This window comes from Mesorhizobium sp. M0496, from assembly GCF_040321205.1.
Classification (GTDB): domain Bacteria; phylum Pseudomonadota; class Alphaproteobacteria; order Rhizobiales; family Rhizobiaceae; genus Mesorhizobium.
The window spans coordinates 1-21,006 of the sequence record NZ_JAMYRC010000051.1 but is presented as its reverse complement, the minus strand read 5'-3'; the positions used below and the strand labels follow the sequence as shown (position 1 = coordinate 21,006).

The window sequence follows — 21,006 nt, the reverse complement described above, 5'->3', positions numbered from 1 at the left end:
ATAGAGGGAGTTGCGGCCGGATGGAACCATCCGCTGCCGCTGCGGACAAACCGCTGTTGCAAGCGGCATCGACGGGATGCGATTTTCAGCCTCGGCTACATCAGATGATTCTTTTGACGGGATGACGACAGATGGATTTCGACCTTATCGTTCGCGGCGGCACACTGCCCGATGGCAGGGTTGCCGACATCGGCATCACCGGTGAGACCATCGCGGCGATCGAGCCGAAGCTCGACGTCGCCACCGACGCGACGATCGACGCCCGTGGCAATCTGGTCTCTGCGCCCTTCGTCGATCCGCATTTCCACATGGACGCAACGCTCTCCTACGGCATTCCGCGAATCAATGCGTCGGGCACGCTGCTCGAAGGCATTTCACTGTGGGGCGAGTTGAAGCCGCTTCTGACGCATGAGGCGGTGCGCGACCGCGCATTGGCATACTGCGACTGGGCGGTGTCGATGGGCCTGCTCGCCATCCGCACCCATGTCGATGTCTGCGATGACCGCCTGCTGGCGGTCGAGGCGCTGCTCGAGGTCAAGAAGACGGTCGCCCCCTACATCGATCTGCAACTGGTGGCTTTCCCGCAGGACGGGTTTTACCGCTCGCCGACAGCACGTGAAAACACCATCCGCGCGCTGGACCTGGGCGTCGATATTGTCGGCGGCATCCCGCATTTCGAGCGCACCATGGCCGACGGCACGCGCTCGGTAACGGAGCTGTGCGAGATCGCGGCCAGGCGCGGCCTGATGGTCGACCTGCATTGCGACGAGACCGACGACCCGCTGTCGCGTCATATCGAACAGCTTGCCTATGAGACGCAGCGCCTTGGCCTGCAGGGCAAGGTGGCCGGCTCGCATCTCACCTCGATGCATTCGATGGACAATTACTACGTCTCGAAGCTGCTGCCGCTCATCGCCGAAGCCGGTGTCTCGGCCATCCCCAACCCGCTGATCAACATCATGCTGCAGGGCCGCCATGACACCTTCCCGAAGCGCCGCGGTATGACCCGGGTCAAGGAAATGCAGGCGCTCGGCATCCGCGTCGGCTGGGGCCAGGATTGCGTGCTCGATCCCTGGTATTCGCTGGGCACCGCCGACATGCTCGATGTCGCCTTCATGGGGCTGCACGTTGCCCAGATGTCGAGCCCGGCCGACATGGCGCGCTGCTTCGACATGGTCACCAACGTCAACGCATCGATCATGGGGCTCAACCATCTCGGCCTGGCGGTCGGCAAGCGCGCCAGCCTTGTCGTCCTCGACGCCGGCAATCCGGTCGAGGCCCTGCGCCTGCGCGCCGAACGCCTGTGTGTCATCGCCAGGGGCAAGGTGGTGGCGGAGCGGACGAAGCAGGAGACCAGGCTTTCGATCGTTGGACGGCCGGCACTGGTGAACCGGCGGCACATATCCGGCTAGGGTGGGTCACCGTTTCGCGGAAACGGCGAACCACTGCTAGCTCTTTGTTTTGACGCAATTCCCAAGGGAAAGCGCTATGCGCTTTTCCCGGGAAAACCGTTTCACACTTTTCCTGGAATTGCTCCTAGATACAGCCGATTCCCGGCTCTGGCCTTGCCGATTTCCGGATTTCTCCTCGTCAAAGCCGCCGCTTCCGTCTACGACGCGGCTTACGCAGGGAGGATTCGGGATCGGCATGACGCAGCCCGTGGCGCAGAATTCCACAGTCAGGAACGTGCTTTTGGCCGGCATTCTGCTGATGCTGGCCGGCGACTTCCTGTTTGCGCTGAACGACGCCATGGGCAAGTGGCTGGTCGCCAGCTTCTCCGTCGGCCAGGTTGTGCTGATCCGGTCCATCGGCGCCTTCTTCGTGCTTGGCCCGATGATCGCCCATCAGGGCACGGCCAAGCTGTTTCGCATGGAGCGCCTGGAGCTGCAGCTGCTGCGCGTGGTGATGACCACGCTCGACACCGCGCTCTTCTATGCCGCCGTCGTCTATCTGCCGCTTGCCGATGTGATGAGTTTCTACATGGCCGGGCCGATCTATGTCGCGGCACTCTCGCACCTCTTGCTTGGCGAAAAGGTCGGCTGGCGCCGCTGGATGGCTATCCTGCTCGGCTTCTGCGGCGTGCTGATCATGCTGAAACCGTCCTCGGCGGCGTTCTCGCTGTCATCGGGCTTCGCGCTCGCAGGCAGCGTCGCCTTCGCTTTCGCCATCATCCTCAACCGCCGCTTGCGCGGCACCAGCGACACCAATCTGGTGACTTGGCAGACCATCGGCACGCTGCTGGTCGGCGGTGTGCTGACCATCGGCGCCTGGCAGACGCCGTCAGCACTCGATTTCGGCGCCATGCTGCTGCTCGGCATTGTCTCCTGCGGCGCACATCTGATGATCACCAGGGCGCTCAAGCTGGCGCCGGCCTCGACGCTGGCGCCGCTGCACTACACGCTGCTCCTGTGGGCGGTTGTGTTCGGGCTGGTGTTCTTCGGTGACGTTCCGGGCCCGCGCATCCTGATCGGCTCGGGCATCGTCGTGCTGGCCGGCTTGTTCATCTTCCACCGCCAGAAACTGGTCGAGACCACGGTGCCGCCCGAAAACGTGCCGAAGGGCGTCAATTAGTCCAGGCTCAGCCCTGACGTATAATCGCCAGATGCCGTGAAAACTCCGACGTCTCCATAAGCGCCTTGCAGCGGACAAACCGACCGTCGGCATAGGCGCGGAAATCATCGACCGGATTGTTGTTGGCGAGTTGGATCAGTCCCCACTGCGTCCACAACAAATCGCACATCGCCTTGTAGATGACGATGCGGCCGCGCTCGGCCGGCCTCGCCTCGCCGCCGAAATAGGCGCGCATCATCTCTTCGTCCTGCGCGGCGTCGAATTTGCCTTCCACGCTGAGGTCGCCAAGGTCCCAGAGCGGGTCGTTCATGCCCGAATATTCCCAGTCGACGATCCACATCCGCTCGCCCGTGTCGAGGAAGTTCTCGCACAGCGGATCGCAGTGGCAGGCGACGATGGGCAGCGGATGGGTGGCGAGCGCCGATCGCACAGTCTCGGCCTCGTGCACCACGTCATGGTAGCCGGCGGGCAGGGCGACATCCTTGGTCGACAGCACCTTGAGATAATCGTCGATCATCGCAAACAATTCGAAGCGGAAGGGAAACACCGCGCCTGAATTGTGCAGCTTGCGAAAAGCCTCGCCGGCCCGCGCGGGACTGCCCGGCCGAAGCTTGAATTTTTCCGGCGACATCGTCTCGGCGCCGGCGATGAAGCGCGTCACCATGATTCCGGTGGCGGGGTCGACATGCAGCACCTCAGGGCTGACCCCTGCCTTTGCCGCTTCGCGCGCCGCCACAGCTTCATTGGCCCGGTTGATGTATTCTTCGGTGCCTTTGCCGGGAATACGCAGGCAGAAGTCGCCGGCCCTGAATACCAGATTGGTGAGACCGCCAAGCCGTTCGAGTGGCCCGGTGTAGCCGACCAGCATGGGAATGGCGGCCAATGTCGCGCGCACTTCGTCTGTCACCATGCCTGCGCCCCCACGCTGTTATTTGTCGCAGCGACGGTTCCACAATTTTCGTGCTTTGGCTATCATCCGATGTGAGACCCAAGGAATGGTGGACAGGACAAAAGTGGCGGACAGCAAACATCATGGTGCACTTGGCGCCGTCTATGCGGCCAAGCGCCCGGAGGAGGTCGCAGCACTCTATAACAGCTGGTCGCAGACCTATGACGCCGACATGTCGGCCGCCGGCTATCGCCATCCAACGATCTGCCTTGCGCTGCTAGCGCGCCATCTGCCGCGCGGTTCAGCCCCGCTGCTCGATGCCGGCGCCGGCACCGGGCTGATCGGCGAATGGTTGAACATTGCTGGCTATCCCGAGGTCGAGGCGCTCGACATTTCTGAAGGCATGCTGACTCAGGCGGCGCGCAAAGGCGTCTATTCGGCGCTCCATTGCCTGGCTCTCGGCGGTCATCTGCCCTTTGCCGACGGGGCCTATGCCGGGATCATCTCGGCCGGCGTCTTCACCTCCGGCCATGTCGGCGTCGAGGGGTTGGACGAGTTGATCCGCATCTGCCGACCGGGCGGAGTGATCGTGCTGACCGTCAAGAACACGCTGTGGAAAGCGGGCTTCGCCGCGCGCATCGCCGAGCTCGAAGCGCAAGGCCTCGTCAGCCGCGTCGAGGAAACGAGGCCTTACATCTCCATGCCGGGCGAGGCCGACACCGTGCCGAGCCGCGGTCTCGCTTTGCGCGTGAACTAAAGCAATTCCAGGAAAAGTGTGAAGCGGTTTTCCGTCCGGAATTGCGTCCTATTAAAGAACTCTACGCTTTGACCTTGGCGGCTGTCGGATCGTACATCGGCTCGAGATGGATCTTGGCCGGTGTTCGTTCCATCGCGACCACCAGTTCGTAGTCGCCCGAGGTGAGAAAATCGTCGCTGACGCCATCGGCGTTGCGCACATAGCCGTAGCCGATGTTCTTGCCCAGCGTGTAGCCGTAGCCACCGCTGGTGAGATAGCCGACCAACTCGCCATTGCGCAGGATGGTCTCGCGTCCGAGCAACACGATCTCGGGGTCATCGACCGTGAAGCCGGCAAAGCGTTTCTTTAGTGCCGCGCCGCTGGCCGTCTCGAGCGCTCGCCGCCCAATGAAGTCGGTGTTCTTGCGCAGCTTGACCGCCCAGCCGAGCCCGGCTTCTTGTGGCGTGTCATTGGGCGTGATGTCGGAGCCCCAGGCGCGATAGCCTTTTTCCAACCGCAGCGATTCGAGCGCTCTGTAGCCGACCGGGCGGATGTCATGCGTCTTGCCTGCCGCCATCAGCGCGTCGAAGACTTCGCCGGTGGCCGCGATCGGCACATGCAGTTCCCAGCCGAGCTCGCCGACATAGGTGACGCGCAGCGCCCGAACCGTGTGACCGGCGACAGCGATTTCGCGCACATGGCCGAACAGGAAGCTCGCATTCGACACCTCGGCTTCGGTCACCGCCGAAAGAACGTCGCGCGCCCGGGGACCCATCAGCGACAGCGTGCCGAAGTCCTCCGTGACGTCGACAAGCGTGGCATCGAGGCCTTGGCTGATGTGATCGCTGATCCATGAGGCATCATGCGTACGGAAGCCTGTGCCGGTGACGATGTAGAACTTCTCCTCGGCCAGCCGCGCCACCGTCAGATCCGCCTCGATGCCGCCGCGTGTGTTGAGAAGCTGCGTGTAGGTCAGCCGGCCGACCGGCTTGTTGACGTCGTTGGCGCAGATCCAGTCCAGCGCCTTCAGCGCGTCGGGCCCGCTCAGCTCATATTTGGCAAAGGACGATTGATCGAAGATGCCGACCTTTTCGCGCACATGCCGGTGTTCGCCGCCGACCGTCGCGAACCAGTTCTGCCGGCCCATCGAATAGATGTCCTGCGCCTCGACGCCTTCTGGGGCGAACCAGTTCGGCCGTTCCCAGCCGAGCTTCGAGCCGAACACGGCGCGCTGCTGCTTCAGCCTGTCGTAAAGCGGCGAGACGATGCGCGGCCGCCCGCTGGTGTACTCCTCGTGCGGAAAACCGATCGTATAATGCTTGCCATAGGCCTCCAGCGTGCGCTCGCGTACCCATTGGCGATCACGGTGCAGGTTGGAAAAGCGCCTGATGTCGACCACCCACAGGTCGAGCGGCGCTTCGCCATCGACCACCCACTGCGCCAACACCCAGCCGGCGCCGCCACCCGAGGCGATGCCGAAGGCGTTGAAGCCGGCGCCGACGAACATGTTGGCGCATTCGGGCGCTGTGCCGAGGATGAAATTGCCGTCCGGCGTAAAGCTCTCCGGCCCGTTGATCATCTGCTTGACGCCGACGGTTTCCAGCGCCGGCACCCGCGCGATCGCTTGCATCATGTGCTGTTCGAAATGGTCGTAGTCGTCGTCGAACAGCCGGAACTCCCAATCGTCAGGCACATCGCCTCCGGGGAGATCAGTCGCCCAGGCCTGCGGGTTCGGCTCATAGCCGCCCATCACCAGCCCGCCGACCTCTTCCTTGAAATAGGTGCGCCGGTCCGGGTCGCGGATGGTCGGCGCGTCGGTCGCCAGCCCATCGATCTTCTCGGTGATGATGTACTGATGCTTCACCGGCTGCAGCGGCACGTTGATGCCGGCCATCCCGCCGACCTGCCGCGCCCATTGCCCGGCGCAGTTGACCACCTTGTCGCAGGCGATGTCGCCCTTGCTGGTCTTCACCGCCGTGATGCGGCCGTCCTTCATCTCGAAACCGGTGACGCGGACATCCTCGAACAATTTCGCGCCATGCATGCGCGCGCCCTTGGCCAGCGACTGCGTGATGTCGGAAGGGCTCGCCTGGCCATCGGTCGGCAGCCAGGAGGCTCCGACAAGATCGCCGGTTTCCATGAGCGGCCACATGGCCTTGACCTCCGCCGGCGACAGCAACTGCATGTCCATGCCGAAGCTTTTCGCCGTCGTCGCCAGCCTTTTGTACTCGGTCCAGCGGTTTGCATTGGTGGCGAGCCTGAGGCACCCGGTCATCTTCCAGCCGGTAGCAAGGCCGGTCTCGGCTTCCAGTCCCTTATAGAGGTCGACGGAGTATTTCAGCACGCGGGTGATCGAAGCCGATGAGCGCAGCTGCCCGACGAGGCCGGCGGCATGCCAGGTCGAGCCCGAGGTCAGCTTGCCCTGCTCGAGCAGCACCACGTCGGCCTTGTGGTCGCGCGCCAGATGATAGGCCGTCGAACAGCCGATGATGCCGCCGCCGATGACGACGATCGCGGCCTGGCTAGGCAATGTCATGATTTCTGTGTCCCGTACTTCGTTCTGTAGTTTTCCAGCGCGCCTTCGAGCCGCGTCAGGTTTTCCTCGGTGTAGGCGACGTAGTCGATGCCGGGCGCGTCGAGATACAGCTCGGACACCATGCTCCACATCGCCTCGCGCAGCAGCGAGGCGCATTGCATGGCCGCGTGCGAGCGGCGGATCGCCTCATCCGGTTCCTTCATGAAATAGGCGGTCAGGAAGGCGAAGGATTCCTCGTCGCTCATGCCGGCGTTGGAGGCCACGCCGGCGAGGTCGAACATCGCCGTGTTGAAGCCGGCATATTCGAAGTCGATCAGCCACAGCCTGTTGCCGTCGTCGAGAATGTTGGCCGGCAACAGGTCATTGTGGCCAAAGACGATCGGCAGCAGTTTCTGCGCGCGCTCCAGCTCGTCGGCCAGCGTCAGCAGGCGCGGCAGGTCGCTGCGTTTGCGGCTGCCGCCTTCTTCAAGCGTGCGCGCATAGTCTCGGATGACATGGAACACCCAGAACATGAAGCCGGCCCCGGAGACGTGATTGGGCATCTCCCGGTGGAAGGCGCGCATCAAGGCAGCGACACGGCCAAGGTTGGCGCGCACATCTTCCGCCTGATAGGTTTTGGCGCCAAGAAACTCCGTGACCAGGATGCCCGGTTCGGCATGGAGGACTGCCGGCGCGAAACCGGCGGCATGGGCCGCCCGCGCCGTCATCACCTCGCGCTCGCGAAAGACATGGTGGAACGGATAGTCCTTGCCGAAGCGAACGACATGTTTGCCGGTCGCGTCCGCGACCACATAGTTGGCGTTGCTCAGACCGCCAGGCAATGGTGCGATTTCGATGCCGCCGGTCCAGCAGGGCAGGGCGCGGATGCGTTCTTCGGCAGTCACAGAATCATCCCTGGTTTGCTGGGGGTTCGATAGGGTGCCATAGACAGCGCAACGACGGTGGAGAGAAACGCAAAAATCTCGTCGGTGCGGGATGCCAGGATCGGTATCCCGCACCGCACCGACGAGCCCCTTGGCCAGGTTTTTGAGCCCGGCATCCGCCCCCGCGGATCTGAAAATTCCTTGCGCCCGGCACGTTCCAAACGGCCTGATGCGTGAGTTGCGGCTCTGCCATCATCCTCCCGTTGCAGCTCCGAACCCTGTCTCGATTTCACGCCAGGGTTGCCCGGTTGTCAAGAAAAAGATGTGACCTTTTTTGGGTGTTTTGCCCGAAACCATAAGATAGCTCCTTTAAAAGCGCTTGAATTACCCTAAAATCGGTCAAATTCTCAGTTCGGGGAACCAAATGGCCCAATCCAAACGCCATGGCGAAATCCTGCGGCTCCTGCAGGAAGAAGGCACCGTCACCATCGCCAGTCTGGCCGACCGGCTGGGCGTGTCGCTCGAGACCGTGCGCCGCGACGTCAAACCGCTCACCGGCGACGGCTCGGTCCTCAAGATGCATGGCGCCATCGGCCTGCCGTCGATGGTCGGCGAAGCGCCGTTCGAACGGCGCATGCGTGAGAATGCCGACGCCAAGCGCGTCATTGCCCGCATGGTCGCCGCCACCATTCGCGACGGCGAATCGATCATGCTCGACACCGGCACGACGACCTCGTTCCTTGCCCGAGAGCTGCTGGGCCACCGGCGCCTGACGGTCGTCACCAATTCGTCGGATATCGCCCGCACGCTGGCCACCATCAACGGCAACAAGGTCTATATGGCCGGTGGCGAATTGCGCAGCGATTCCGGCGCTGCCTTCGGCGCCTCGGCCATCGACTTCGTCAGCCGCTTCTCGGTCAGCCACGCCATCATCTCCACCGGTGCCATCGATGCGGTGATGGGCGTCATGGACTATGACCTGGAAGAGGCCGAATTCGCCCGCATGGTGCTGTCGCGCGGCCAGCGTTCACTTGTCATCACCGATCACTCGAAGTTCGGCCGCCAGGGCCTGGTCCAGGTCTGCGGCTTCGACAGTTTTTCCGAACTTGCCAGCGACCGGTCACCGCCGCGCGATATAGCCGCCGCCCTTGCGCAGGCCGGTGCGCGGCTCAGCATCGCCGGCGGGGAAGCCGGGTTTTAGCCGAACACCAGCGATTGATATCAAACGCGCCTACACTCACATGGTGGCTTGCGGGAATGTCTCTACAGGCAAAGCGCGAAAGCTCATCCGGAAGCAGGCGCCGCTCGGCTCGCCGTCGAGCATCTCGATGCGCCCGCCATGCAGTTGCATGATCTCCTGCACCAGGTTGAGGCCGAGCCCCGCGCCGTGATCCTGCGGGCGCAGCCGGTAGAAGGGTTCGAAGATACGCTCCCGCTCGGCCGGAGGCACGCCGCCGCCTTCATCCCGCACTTCGATGATGGCAGGGGCGGTGACGCCGATAGTGATCTTGCCCGAACAGCCGCCATGCTCGATGGCGTTCTGGACGAGATTGGTCACGGCGCGTTCGATTGCCGTTCTGTCGCCGGTGGCGAAAATTGTTTCTCTTTCCGGTTCGAACGACATCTCGTATCCGGCCGAGAACGCCATCGGCGCCAGGTCGACGATGACGCCGCGCGCGATCGCCACAAGGTCGATCCTCTCGAACGGCGTCGTCTGCCGGTCGAGGCGCTGCAGGTCGAGCAACTGGTCGGTCAGCGTCGAAAGCCGGGCTGCGTCCTGCAGCAGCCGCGCCCGTTCCGGTGTCGCCGGCAGCGAGGCGAGACGCGTGTTGAGGATGGCGACCGGCGTGCGGAGTTCGTGTGCGGCGTCGGTCAGGAAGCGTTTGTGGCGCTCATAGCCCTTGTCGAGGCGCGATAGCGCGGCATTCACCGCCTTCACCAGCGGCGTCACTTCCGTCGGCACGTCCTTCAGCGGCAGTTGCGCGCCGCGCTGGTCGATGTCGATGCGTTCGGCCTCGGCGGCCGCATGGCCAAGGCCCGAAAGCGCGCCGCGCACCACCCAGGGCGTGGCGAACAGCGTGGCCAGTGCCATCAGCCCGGCCAGCGGCAATATCCCTTGCAGGAAAAATTGCGGCGCCTGCTGAAGCAGGCGCATGAGCGAAAGGCCGCCCTTGGTCCCGGTGAAGATCTGGACATTGCCGGCCGCCGTGTCGGTCCAGCGTATCTTTCCCCCGGGCGGCGCGGCTTGCCCGATTGCCTGGTCGATACGGGCATCGCTGATGGTGTCCAGCAGTCCGACAAAGGGCTGGAAGATGGTCGGCACCGTTCCTTCCCGCAGCCGCTGCCCTTGCTTGTCGCGAATGATGAACCAGAGGTCCGGAACTCCAGATCGCAGCTTTGCCATGTCCGGCGTCTCGTTGAGGACAAGCTTGCCGCCGATATCGCGTGCCACCGCATCCGCCAGTATGTCCATCGTGCCGTCCTCATAGTCGTGTGGAATAAGCCCGGTTGCCAGCATGGCGCCAACAATGCCGACGATGATCAGTGTCAGCATCGCGCATTGCAGCAATGCGATGCGCAGCACCAGGCTCCATTTCAGCGAACGCGGGCGCTTGATGGTCATGTCGTCTCGCGCAAGAGATAGCCGACGCCGCGAATGCCGTTGATCGTCACCCCGCCATCGGCGTCGGCGAGCTTGCGGCGCAGGCGCGAGACGTGGGTGTCGAGTGCGTTGGACTGGATCTCATCGTCGAGGCCGAACACCGCTTCCATCAGCGCCTCGCGCTGCACCATGCGGCCGGTCCGCCGCATCAGCGTTTCCAGCACCAGGAGTTCGCGGCGCGGCAGGCTGAGTGGCTCGCCACGGATCGACACCTCGCGATGCCCGACATCGAGCACCAAATGGCCGGCGCGGATGAATTGCGACTGCATCGGTACCGGGCGCCTGAGCAGCGCGCGCAACCGGGCCAGCAATTCCTCGAAAGCGAATGGCTTTGCTAGATAATCGTCCGCGCCCATATCCAGCCCGTCGACCTTGTCCGGCGTATCCCCCTTCGCCGTCAGCATCAGCACGGGCGTGGTGTTTTTCGCCGAACGCATTCTGGGCACCAGCGACAGCCCGTCGCCATCCGGCAACTGGCGGTCGAGCAGTATGGCGTCGTAGCTGTCGGTGGCAACGAAGCCTTCCGCCTCGAGCAGCGAGCCCGCGTGATCGACGACCATGTCATGGCGCTTCAGGGCTGCGCGCAAGGCCGAGACCATTTCGGGCTCGTCTTCGACCAGCAAGATACGCATCCATCATCCTCTCACGAAGGCCACTGCTGGGGGCGCTACAGCGCCAACATTGCGCAAGCATGGCAAATCCTGGCGGCCGGCGGCGACAAGTCCTTTCTTTGCATCTGCCACCTTGCGCAATGTCTATGCAATCCAGTCGCCGCAAACAGCACCGGTCGGCACGAACCGCCATGCCGGCATCAAGGCGTCGGGCCCGAATATGCAACAGGTTTGGGTCCGACGCTGAAACGAAATCAAATGGCCGCACCAAACTGATTGTCGCGCTGCTGTCCGGATTGAGGTTAGCTATGTCTGCAAATGATGCTCTGTCTTTTCTCATGGCCTGGACCGCCGCGCCGTTCAGGATCGGCTCCGTCACGCCGTCCAGCTCCAGCCTGGCGGCGCTGATGACGCGCGACATCGGTCCCGACACCGGCCTGTGCTGGAACTTGGTCCTGGAACCGGCCCGTTCACCCGGGCGTTGCTGGCGCGGGGCGTAAACGAAGAGGATCTGACGTGATCGAATCCGATCTGGACTTTGCCGCGCTGCTCAAGCGGCGCTTTCCCGCCGCCCGGGTGTTCGAAATGGATGCCGTCGGTCTGCGCCACCTTTCGCTATTCCCTAGGCCGTTGGTCGGCGCCGCCGTCAGTGGCCTGCCCTTCCTCCTGATTTCCCCGCGCAAGACGCTCGCCATACTTGAAGGCGTTTTCGCAAACCTTCGTCCAGGCGGCGCGCTCTATCAGTTCACGCTTGGTGGACGATGCCCGTTCGACCAGACGCTGCTCGACCGGCTGGATCTGGAAGCGACACGGGTCGGCCGCACCTTCCGCAATTTCCCGCCGGCGACCGTCTATCGCATCGCCAGGATCAAGACGCTCGGCACCTATGACTGGCGCTTCGCATGACGGGGCCGCTGGCGACTATTCTGGGCTTTGGCCTGTTGGGCGTTTTCTGCCTCGCCTTCACCGAAAAGATCCTGCCCGTGCCGCCGTCGCATGTGCTGCTGCTGTTCCTCGGCATGACGGCGGCGCCGGATGGTTTGACGCTGGCGATCGTGCTGATGGTGACGACGCTTGCCTCCACCAGTGGCTGCCTTGTCTGGGTATGCGGTCGGCCGCCGGGTTGGATTTGACCGTGCCGACAGGCTGGTCGACCGTTTCGGCAAATATGTCTTTCTGCGTCATGTGACCTACTGCAGGCTCGGCCAGGCCTATCGGCGCCATCATGTCCGGGTCTCGTTGCTGGCGCAGTTCATCCCGACGGTGCGCAATTACCTGCCGATCGCCGCCGGCGCGCTCTGTCTTCCTGTTTGGCCCTTTGCTGCCGTAACGCTACTCGGCGCCACGCTCTGGAACGCGGGCTTTCTCTTGACCGGCTACCTGCTGCGCGGCAGTGGCCAGGATTCCTTCACGGTGGGCCTGCGCATCATTGTCATTGTCGTGGCTCTGGAGACGGCATTCATGCTCGCGCTTCGCTATGGCCCCGCATGCCGGCGGCGCATCAAGCTGGTGCTCGGCTGAGCGCCATCTCTCCGGTCATTGGATAAGCTCTGCCGTCGGCTTTCCTTCGCTTCCACGCCGGTGTTTAGTCCGGCCATGGCTTTCACCATCCGCCAGTTGCAGTTCTTCATCGCCGTGGCCGAGCAAGGCACGGTGTCGGGTGCCGCGCAGAACCTCTCCATCTCGCAATCGTCGGTCACCGAAGCGATCAAGGAACTCGAAAGCGATCTTGGCGTCGAACTGTTCGAACGCCATCCGCGCGGCCTCAACATCACCCACAAGGGCCACCAGTTCCTGCGCCATGCGACAAAGATCCTCGCCGATGTTTCCGACGCGCGCCGCTCTTTCTCAGACGAACAGGCGGCAGTGGGCGGACGACTGCAGCTCGGCGTCACCTCGCTGGTCGCCGGTTATGTGCTGTCGGATCTGCTTGCCCGTTATCGCCGTGCCTATCCCGGCGTCGAGGTCTCGGCCATCGAGGACAATGGCGATTATCTCGAACATCTCTTGATCGGCGGCAAGCTCGACATTGCCGTCATGGTCACCTCCAATTTGCGCGACCGCACCGCGCTGCAGTCGGAAATCCTCGAAGTCTCGGCCTATCGGCTGTGGCTGCCGCTCGGTCATCCGCTCGCCAGCGCTGACATCATCAGCATCGGCGACATTGCCTCCGAAACGCTGATTATGTTGACCGTCGACGAGATCGAGGAAAACACCGGCAAGCTGCTGACGGCAATTGGCGCCAAGCCGCATGTCGCCTTCCGTACACGTTCCGTAGAAGCCGTGCGCAGTCTCGTCGCCACCGGCGCTGGCGTGGCGCTGCTGCCCGATCTCGTCTACCGGCCCTGGTCGCTGGAAGGCGACCGCATCGAGTCGCGCGATATTTCCGGCTCCTTGCCGGTGGTCCAGGTCGGCATGGTCTGGCGGCGCGGCTCCGGCCTGCCGCAGGCTGCGCGCGATTTCATCGGCCTTGCCCAATCGCAACGGACGGTCCGCCGCTAGTGTGGCCTACTCCAAGTTGACGTCGCCAGTCTTGCGCTCGCGCCTTGAGACAGAAACCGCCTCCGCCTTGAACGGCCCGATTGGAGCAACCTCGAAGCGGCCGGCGCCGGCAAGCCTGACGGCGCGGCGGAACGTCGGACACTCCATCGGCCGGGCTGCCGGACATCGGGCGGCGTGACGCAAAGCCTCTCGGATCGCGGTCAGGCGCTGGATGGTTTGGTCAAGTTCGTTCGCCTTGGCATCAAGGCGCCTTCGATCCATTTTCGGCAGGCCGTCGGGCGTCAGCATCGCGGAAATCTCGTCCAGTGCAAATCCTCCGGCGCGTCCAAGCGCGATCAAGGCGAGCCGTTCCAGGACGGCCGGGTCGAACAAGCGGCGCTGGCCGCGACGGCCGATCGAGGCAATGAGGCCCTTCTCGTCGTAGTAGCGAAGTGTCGAGGCGGGCACGCCGGTGCGGCGTGACACTTCGGCAATATCCATATCTTTCATGCTTGACCTCAAGTCGGCTTGAACTCGTAGAGTGCTCGCGACGAGCGGTGAGAGCAACAGAAAGTGAGGTCCGTTATGCCACAATCCGCGCAGCCAAACACACGGCAAGCCGCGCTCTGGAATGATGTCAGCGGAAAGGCCTGGGTCGAGATGCAGCCGATCCTCGACGAGGTACTGGCGCCGTTCGAGCGGCTGGTAGTCGATGCCGGCTATCCCGGGGAAGGGGGCAATGTCCTGGACATCGGCTGCGGCGCCGGCGCTACAACTCTGGCGATGGCGCGCCTCGTGGGCAAGGACGGACGTTGTGTTGGGCTTGATATCTCGCAGCCGCTTGTCGCCCTGGCGACGGAGCGCATGCGGCGGGAATTGGTAGCAAACGCAAGTTTTGAAGTGGGCGATGCCCAGGCATATGCATTCGAATCCGGGCACTTCGACGCTGTTGTCTCGCGCTTTGGTGTCATGTTCTTCGATGATCCCGTGGCCGCGTTCACCAACATAAGACGGGCCGCAAGGCGCGGTGGCAAACTCGCCTTTGTTGCTTGGCGCAGTCCGGTCGAGAATGATTTCATGACGACCGCTGCGCGAGCGGCTGCGCCTTTCCTGCCGCCCGCACCCGCGCAAGACCCCGATGCGCCGGGGCAGTTTGCCTTTGCCGACGGCGCCAAGGTGAAGCGGATCCTTGACGCGAGCGGCTGGGCATCGATCGAAGTCGAACAGGCGGACGTCCTGTGTCAGATCGCCCAAGACGATCTGATGACGTATGTCACCCGGCTAGGGTCGGTCGGCGCCGCGCTGCGCGAGGTTGACCGGGCAACGGCCGAAAAAATCACTACGGTGTTGCCTGCTGCGTTCGCGCCTTTCGTGGAGGACGGTGAGGCTCGCTTCAATGCGGCCTGCTGGCTGGTGACGGCGCTGGCTTGAAGGGGCGTCTGGCTATCGGAAAAACCGATATCACCCTTCTGATAAATGAATTTGCGAAACCGGAATTTTCCAAGCACTTTCCGATTCCAGGGATCAAGCCGCCATTCAGAGCGGCATCAAGTCCAACGGACTGACTTTTTCAGTTTGCGCGTGACTTCCTGGCGAAGACCGAAAACCGGCCTTCGCAGTCAGGCGCCTAAATGGGAGATCGACAATGAATTCATTCCTGAAGTCATGCACTGCTCTGACGGTCGCGCTGACCTTTTCCGGTCAGGCCGTCGCCCAGGTCAAGGAACTGGGCAAGGGCGAAGGCCAGGTCAACATCGTGGCCTGGCCGGGCTACATCGAGCGCGGCGAAACCGACAAGGGCTATGACTGGGTGAGCTCCTTCGAGAAGGAGACCGGCTGCAAGGTCAACGTCAAGACCGCCAACACGTCAGATGAAATGGTCTCGCTGATGAATGAGGGTGGTTTCGACCTCGTCACCGCTTCAGGCGATGCCTCGCTGCGCCTCGTTGCCGGCAAGCGCGTACAGCCGATCAACACCGATCTCATCCCGAGCTGGAAGACGGTCGACGAGCGCCTCAAGGACGCGCCGTGGTTCACCGTCGGCGGCGCCCACTACGGCGTTCCCTACCAGTGGGGTCCCAATGTCCTGATGTACAACACCGACGTGTTCAAGGAGGCTCCCAAGAGCTGGAACATCGTCTTCGAGGAAATGAAGCTGCCGGACGGCAAGTCCAACAAGGGGCGCGTGCAGGCCTATGACGGGCCGATCCACATCGCGGATGCCGCCAACTATCTGATGTTCCACAAGCCGGAACTCGGCATCAAGGATCCCTATGAACTGAACGAGGACCAGTACAAGGCAGCGCTCGACCTGCTGCGCGTCCAGCGCACCCTGGTCGGCCGCTATTGGCATGACGCCGCTATCCAGGTCGACGATTTCCAGAACGAAGGCGTCGTCGCTTCCGGTTCGTGGCCGTATCAGGTCAATACGCTGGTTGCCGCCAAGAAGCCGGTCGCTTCGACCATTCCGGAGGAGGGCGCAACCGGTTGGGCCGACACCACGATGATGGAAGCCGACTCGGCCAATCCCAACTGCGCCTATATGTGGATGGAACATTCGCTGTCGCCCAAGGTGCAGGGCGATGTCTCGGCCTGGTTTGGTTCGCTGCCCGTCGTGCCAGCCGCCTGTAAGGGCAATGAGCTTTTGACCGACGAAGGCTGCAAGACCAACGGCTACGACAATTTCGGCAAGATCAAGTTCTGGAAGACCCCAGTGTCGAAATGCGCCACCCAGAACGACCAGTGCGTGCCCTACTACCGCTGGGTGTCGGACTATATCGGCGTCATCGGCGGTCGTTAAGCGCCCTTCCCTCCCCTTGTGGGAGGGTCGACGCGCAGCGTCGGGGTGGGGGTTCGCCCAGACACGATTTTGCCTATGAGGCCGCCCCCCACCGTGGCCTTTGCTGCGACCTCCCCCATCGAGGGGAGGTGTAGTGGCGCGCGAATTCGCATCCCCTGCCAGGATTTGCAGGCGAGGTGATCGACAGAACTAAAATCGGCAACAGACTGACAGCACCATGACATCAGCCGTTTCCTTCCAGAAAGCCTCGCGCCATTTCGGCAGCGTTCGCGCCGTTGACGCGGTCGATCTCGACATCGCGCCGGGCGAATTCTTCGCTATGCTTGGGCCGTCCGGCTCCGGCAAGACCACATGCCTGCGCCTCATTGCCGGTTTCGAGCAGCCGACATCGGGTTCGCTCTCGATCTTCGGCGAACGCGCCGAGGGCGTTCCGCCCTATCGCCGCAACGTCAACACCGTGTTCCAGGACTATGCGCTGTTCCCGCATCTGAACGTGCTCGACAACGTCGCCTACGGGCTGATGGTCAAGGGCGCCGGCAAGGCTCAGCGGCACAAGGCGGCGGAAGAGGCGTTGTCGCTGGTCCGGCTGCCCGGCTATGGCGCGCGCCGTCCGGGCCAGCTTTCCGGCGGCCAGCGCCAGCGCGTCGCGCTCGCCCGCGCGCTGGTCAACCAGCCCAAGGTGCTGCTGCTCGACGAGCCGCTCGGCGCGCTCGACCTCAAATTGCGCGAGAACATGCAGGAGGAACTGAAGTCGCTGCAGAAGGCGCTCGGCATCACCTTCGTCTTCGTCACCCACGACCAGGGCGAAGCACTGTCGATGGCCGATCGCGTCGCCGTCTTCAACGATGGCAAGATCATGCAGATCGGCACGCCGGAGGATATCTACCAGCGGCCGAAGACGCGTTTTGTTGCCGATTTCGTCGGCTCCTCAAACGTGCTGCCGCCGGACTTCGTCCAGCGTTACTCCGGTCAGCATCGCTGGGGCAGTCTGCGCCCTGAATCCATTCGTGTCGGGCGCGCGGCCAGCGGGGTTGGCGAAGGCGTGTCCGCACGCCTCGTCTCGACCAATTATCTCGGTGCCACGACGAAGCTGGCGCTCGACGCCGACGGGCTGCGGTTGCACGCCATCGTGCCGGCCGGCACGGCCTTGCCGGGGGAAGGCGAGACGGTCGTGCTCACCTTCAACCGCGAGCATCTGCACCTGATGGATGAGCCGGCATGACGAAGGCTTGCGCGAAGCGCCCCCCTCTGTCCTGCCGGACATCTCCCCCGCAAGGGGGGAGATCAGCAGCTTGTCTGCCTCACCAGTTTTGCAGTGTTGGAAGCTGGCGAAGCCTGTGGGGACAGCCAATCTCCCCCCTTGCGGGGGAGATGTCCGGCAGGACAGAGGGGGGTGTGAAGGATCGCGGCCTTGCGGCCATTGATCCAATCAGCACGGCAGCCGCGTCATGACAATCGCCGCGCTCAACCCAAATCCCACCCCCGCCATCCTGCCGGGCAGCGGCGGCTTGCGCGGCGCCCTGTCGGACCTCTTCTGGCGCAAGCCGAAGGTCCTGCTGCTGCTCATGCTGCTGCCGCCCGTGCTGTGGCTCGGCATCGTCTATATCGGCTCGCTGTTCGCGCTGCTGGCGCAGAGCTTTTTCTCCATCGACGAGTTTTCCGGCCTCATCAACCGCGAATTCACCTTGAAGACCTACGGCGACCTGTTCCAGGCCGCCAATCTCGACATCATCCTGCGCACGGTGACCATGGCGGCTCTGGTCACGCTGGCCTCTGCGGTCATAGCCTTCCCGATCGCCTACTACGCGGCGCGCTATGCGCGCGGCCGCTGGAAGGCGCTGTTCTACCTCGGCATCATGCTGCCGCTGTGGTCGAGCTATCTGGTCAAGATCTACGCCTGGAAGCTGATCCTGGCCAAGGAAGGCATCCTCACCTGGCTGCTCGCCAAGCTGCACCTGTTGTGGGTGCTCGACGCCTGGCTGTCGCTGCCGGTCGTCGGCGGCAATTCGCTGTCGGTGTCGTTCACCGGCACCTTCATCGTCTTCGTCTATGTCTGGCTGCCGTTCATGATCCTGCCCGTGCAGGCCGCACTTGAGCGCGTCCCCGGCAATCTGGTCGAGGCCTCGTCCGATTTGGGGGCTTCGCCCGGACAGACCTTCCGCAACGTGCTGTTCCCGCTGGCGCTGCCGGGCATCGTCGCCGGTTCGATCTTCACCTTCTCGCTGACGCTGGGGGACTACATCATCCCGCAGATCATCGGCACGTCGCGCCTGTTCGTCGGCCAGGCGGTCTATTCGCAGCAAGGCACCGCCGGCAACATCCCGCTCGCCGCCGCCTTCACCGTGGTGCCGATCGTCATCATGGGCTTCTATCTCTGGGGCGCCAAGCGCATGGGGGCCTTCGATGCGCTCTGATGGTTCCCAGTCGGCTCCGCGCGGCCTAAAGATAGCCGCCGCCTGCGGGCTGCTGTTCCTGCATCTGCCGATCCTGCTGATCTTCGTTTATGCCTTCACCACCGAGGAGAAGAGTTTTGTCTGGCCGCCGCCCGGACTGACGACGCAATGGTTCGCCGTCACCTGGAACCGGCCGGATGTCTGGCAGGCGCTGTCGCTTTCGGTCAGGGTCGCGGCCATCTCGACAGCGATTGCGCTCATCCTTGGCACGCTCTGTTCGGCGGCGGTGTCGCGGACAAAATTCTTCGGCCGCGAAACCATCTCGCTGCTGGTCATCCTGCCGATCGCGCTGCCCGGCATCATCACCGGTATCGCGCTGCGCTCGGCCTTTTCGCTTGCCGATATCCCGTTCTCGTTCTGGACGATCGTGCTTGGCCACGCCACCTTCTGCGTCGTGGTCGTCTACAACAACGCCGTCGCCCGTTTCCGCCGCACCTCCGGTTCGATGATCGAGGCGTCGATGGATCTCGGCGCCGACGGTTTTCAGACCTTCCGCCATGTCGTGCTGCCCAACATCGCCACGGCGCTGCTTGCCGGCGGCATGCTGGCCTTCGCGCTGTCCTTCGACGAGGTCATCGTCACCACCTTCACAGCCGGCCAGCAGCAGACGCTGCCGATCTGGATGCTGGAAGAGCTGATCCGTCCGCGCCAGCGCCCGGTCACCAATGTCGTCGCCATGGTCGTGGTGCTGGTGACGCTCCTGCCGATCCTTGCCGCCTATTACCTCACCCACGACGGCGATCAGATCGCTGGAAGCGGGAAATGAAAAACAGCGAATAGGGAGTAGCCAATAGCGAATAGGGAAGATCGACGGTCAAACCCTACTCGCTATTCGCCACTCGCTATTCGCTCCTGTTAAGGGAGAAACCTTATGGACACCCAAATGCTGATCGGCTCGAAATTCGAGAAGGGTACCGAGACCGAGGAACCGATCCTCAATCCCAAGACCGGGGCGACCATCCTCAACCTGCCCGAGGCCAACCAGGCACAGATCGAGGCGGCTGTCACTGCCGCCGAACAAGCGTTCGTCTTGTGGTCGCGCACCACGCCGGCCCAGCGCTCAGGCTATCTCCTGAAGATCGCCGACCGCATCGAAGCCGACGCCAAGGGGTTCGCCACGCTCGAGGCGCTCAACTGCGGCAAGCCGATCAACGCCGTGCTCAATGACGAAATCCCGGCGATCGTCGATTGTTATCGCTTCTTCGCCGGCGCCGTTCGCTCGATGCCGGGCGTGGCCGCGGGCGAATACATTCCCGGCCACACCTCGATGGTCCGCCGCGACGCCATCGGCATCGTCGCTTCCATCGCGCCGTGGAACTACCCGCTGATGATGATGGCCTGGAAGTTGGCGCCGGCGATCGCCGGCGGTAACACCGTCGTCTTCAAGCCGTCCGAGCAGACACCGCTGACGGCGCTGAAGTTGGCAAAAATCCTTGCCGAGATCCTGCCCAAAGGCGTCGTCAACGTCGTGCTTGGCCGCGGCGACAGCGTCGGCAACACGCTGATCAACCACCCCAAGGTCAACATGATCTCGATCACCGGTGATGTCGCCACCGGCAAGAAGGTGCTGCAGGCGGCCGCCAAGTCGGTCAAGCGCACGCATCTCGAACTCGGCGGCAAGGCGCCGGTCATCGTCTTCGACGACGCCGACCTCGGCGCCGTGGTCAATGGCCTGCGCGCCTTCGGCTATTACAATGCCGGCCAGGACTGCACCGCCGCCTGCCGCATCTACGCCGGCAAGAAGATCTACGACAAGCTCGTCGCCGATCTGTCATCGGCCGTCTCGACCATCAAGTACAACCGTCCCGACGACACCGAAAACGAGATCGGTCCGCTGATTTCGCGCCGCCAGCGCGACCGCGTCTCCAGCTTCGTCGAGCGCGCTTCGGAACTGAAGCACATCGAGATCACCACCGGCGGCAAGCCGGGCGAGGGCTCCGGCTTCTACTACCAGCCGACCGTCGTTGCCGGCGCGCTGCAGGAAGACGAGATCGTACGCCGCGAAGTGTTCGGGCCGGTCGTCTCGGTCACTCGTTTTTCCGAGGTCGACGAGGCTGTGAGCTGGGCCAATGACAGCGACTACGGCCTGGCGTCATCGGTATGGACCAAGGACGTCTCGCGGGCCATGGCGACGGCCGCGCGCCTGCAATATGGCTGCACCTGGATCAACACCCATTTCATGCTCACCAACGAGATGCCGCATGGCGGACTGAAGCAGTCCGGCTACGGCAAGGACATGTCGCTCTACGCGCTGGAAGACTACACCGCCGTGCGCCATGTGATGGTTGCGCATAGCTAGCTTTCCCTTCTCCCCGTTCACGCAGGACTGTCCGGGGAAAGTTATTCATATATGAAGGCCATCTGATTGAGGGAGGATCGGTCTCTTGGTCGGCTCGGATTGACC

19 protein-coding genes and 1 pseudogene are annotated in these 21,006 nt (G+C 63.2%); 14 read left to right on the top strand and 6 right to left on the bottom strand.

Translation table 11 applies throughout. The features are described 5' to 3' along the window. Positions 1-131: 131 nt before the first annotated feature. A complete protein-coding gene (locus NKI73_RS29160; protein ID WP_352634945.1) occupies positions 132-1,412 on the top strand; it encodes an amidohydrolase family protein in 1,281 nt (426 codons plus the stop codon). Positions 1,413-1,647: 235 nt separating this feature from the next. Beyond that, complete coding sequence (locus NKI73_RS29155; protein WP_352634944.1) at positions 1,648-2,571, top strand: DMT family transporter; 924 nt, start codon at positions 1,648-1,650, stop codon at positions 2,569-2,571. Between the two features lie 7 nt (positions 2,572-2,578). Here NKI73_RS29155 and NKI73_RS29150 read toward each other — a convergent pair whose 3' ends face one another. After that, a complete protein-coding gene (locus NKI73_RS29150) occupies positions 2,579-3,481 on the bottom strand; it encodes a phosphotransferase (protein ID WP_352634942.1) in 903 nt (300 codons plus the stop codon). A gap of 103 nt (positions 3,482-3,584) precedes the next feature. Here NKI73_RS29150 and NKI73_RS29145 point away from each other — a divergent pair, with 103 nt between their 5' ends. Beyond that, on the top strand, positions 3,585-4,217 hold the full coding sequence (locus NKI73_RS29145) for a class I SAM-dependent DNA methyltransferase (protein ID WP_352634940.1): 633 nt from the start codon (positions 3,585-3,587) through the stop codon (positions 4,215-4,217). A 61-nt stretch (positions 4,218-4,278) separates the two neighbouring features. Here NKI73_RS29145 and NKI73_RS29140 read toward each other — a convergent pair whose 3' ends face one another. After that, the gene (locus NKI73_RS29140) at positions 4,279-6,732 is read right to left on the bottom strand and encodes a GcvT family protein (protein ID WP_352634939.1); all 2,454 of its coding nucleotides are present in this window, start codon (positions 6,730-6,732) and stop codon (positions 4,279-4,281) included. Then, positions 6,729-7,616, bottom strand: coding sequence for a phosphotransferase (locus NKI73_RS29135; protein WP_352634938.1), 888 nt, complete (start codon positions 7,614-7,616; stop codon positions 6,729-6,731). Before NKI73_RS29135 ends, NKI73_RS29140 begins: the two co-directional genes overlap by 4 nt. 403 nt (positions 7,617-8,019) lie before the next feature. Here NKI73_RS29135 and NKI73_RS29130 point away from each other — a divergent pair, with 403 nt between their 5' ends. Further along, a complete protein-coding gene (locus tag NKI73_RS29130) occupies positions 8,020-8,796 on the top strand; it encodes a DeoR/GlpR family DNA-binding transcription regulator (RefSeq protein WP_352634935.1) in 777 nt (258 codons plus the stop codon). A gap of 36 nt (positions 8,797-8,832) precedes the next feature. On the opposite strand, the gene NKI73_RS29125 is transcribed toward NKI73_RS29130, so the two are convergent. Both NKI73_RS29125 and NKI73_RS29120 read right to left on the bottom strand, forming a co-directional pair. Then, positions 8,833-10,218: a sensor histidine kinase gene (locus NKI73_RS29125; RefSeq protein ID WP_352634933.1), complete on the bottom strand. Its 1,386-nt coding sequence runs from the start codon at positions 10,216-10,218 to the stop codon at positions 8,833-8,835. Then, positions 10,215-10,889: a response regulator transcription factor gene (locus NKI73_RS29120; RefSeq protein WP_352634931.1), complete on the bottom strand. Its 675-nt coding sequence runs from the start codon at positions 10,887-10,889 to the stop codon at positions 10,215-10,217. Before NKI73_RS29120 ends, NKI73_RS29125 begins: the two co-directional genes overlap by 4 nt. Positions 10,890-11,176: 287 nt before the next feature. Between NKI73_RS29120 and NKI73_RS29110 the strand changes: the two are divergent. The 4 genes and pseudogenes from NKI73_RS29110 (at position 11,177) to NKI73_RS29095 (ending at position 13,370) form a co-directional block, all read left to right on the top strand. Next, positions 11,177-11,774: pseudogene (locus NKI73_RS29110) on the top strand (class I SAM-dependent methyltransferase). Beyond that, positions 11,771-12,001, top strand: a complete 231-nt coding sequence (locus tag NKI73_RS29105) for a hypothetical protein (protein WP_352634925.1) — start codon at positions 11,771-11,773, stop codon at positions 11,999-12,001. The pseudogene NKI73_RS29110 and the gene NKI73_RS29105 overlap by 4 nt, the downstream one beginning before the upstream one ends. Next, entirely contained in the window at positions 11,964-12,389 is a 426-nt protein-coding gene (locus tag NKI73_RS29100; RefSeq protein ID WP_352634923.1) for a DedA family protein, read from the top strand. Before NKI73_RS29105 ends, NKI73_RS29100 begins: the two co-directional genes overlap by 38 nt. Positions 12,390-12,464: 75 nt before the next feature. Further along, positions 12,465-13,370, top strand: coding sequence for a LysR family transcriptional regulator (locus tag NKI73_RS29095; RefSeq protein WP_352634921.1), 906 nt, complete (start codon positions 12,465-12,467; stop codon positions 13,368-13,370). 6 nt (positions 13,371-13,376) lie between these two features. Here NKI73_RS29095 and NKI73_RS29090 read toward each other — a convergent pair whose 3' ends face one another. Further along, positions 13,377-13,859 carry a helix-turn-helix domain-containing protein gene (locus tag NKI73_RS29090; protein ID WP_352634919.1) on the bottom strand — a complete coding sequence of 161 codons (483 nt, stop codon included), beginning with the start codon at positions 13,857-13,859 and terminating at the stop codon, positions 13,377-13,379. 75 nt (positions 13,860-13,934) lie between these two features. Here NKI73_RS29090 and NKI73_RS29085 point away from each other — a divergent pair, with 75 nt between their 5' ends. From NKI73_RS29085 to NKI73_RS29060, 6 genes are all read left to right on the top strand, one after another. Beyond that, on the top strand, positions 13,935-14,780 hold the full coding sequence (locus NKI73_RS29085; RefSeq protein ID WP_352634917.1) for a class I SAM-dependent methyltransferase: 846 nt from the start codon (positions 13,935-13,937) through the stop codon (positions 14,778-14,780). A 214-nt stretch (positions 14,781-14,994) separates the two neighbouring features. After that, entirely contained in the window at positions 14,995-16,149 is a 1,155-nt protein-coding gene (locus tag NKI73_RS29080) for an ABC transporter substrate-binding protein (protein WP_352634915.1), read from the top strand. A gap of 217 nt (positions 16,150-16,366) precedes the next feature. Continuing rightward, positions 16,367-17,371, top strand: a complete 1,005-nt coding sequence (locus NKI73_RS29075) for an ABC transporter ATP-binding protein (RefSeq protein ID WP_352634913.1) — start codon at positions 16,367-16,369, stop codon at positions 17,369-17,371. A 226-nt stretch (positions 17,372-17,597) separates the two neighbouring features. Further along, the gene (locus tag NKI73_RS29070; protein ID WP_352634911.1) at positions 17,598-18,563 is read left to right on the top strand and encodes an ABC transporter permease; all 966 of its coding nucleotides are present in this window, start codon (positions 17,598-17,600) and stop codon (positions 18,561-18,563) included. Continuing rightward, positions 18,553-19,368 (top strand): ABC transporter permease, encoded by an 816-nt coding sequence (locus tag NKI73_RS29065; protein WP_352634909.1) that lies wholly within the window; start codon positions 18,553-18,555, stop codon positions 19,366-19,368. The genes NKI73_RS29070 and NKI73_RS29065 overlap by 11 nt, the downstream gene beginning before the upstream one ends. Positions 19,369-19,473: 105 nt before the next feature. Then, positions 19,474-20,901, top strand: a complete 1,428-nt coding sequence (locus NKI73_RS29060; RefSeq protein ID WP_352634907.1) for a gamma-aminobutyraldehyde dehydrogenase — start codon at positions 19,474-19,476, stop codon at positions 20,899-20,901. Positions 20,902-21,006: the final 105 nt, after the last annotated feature.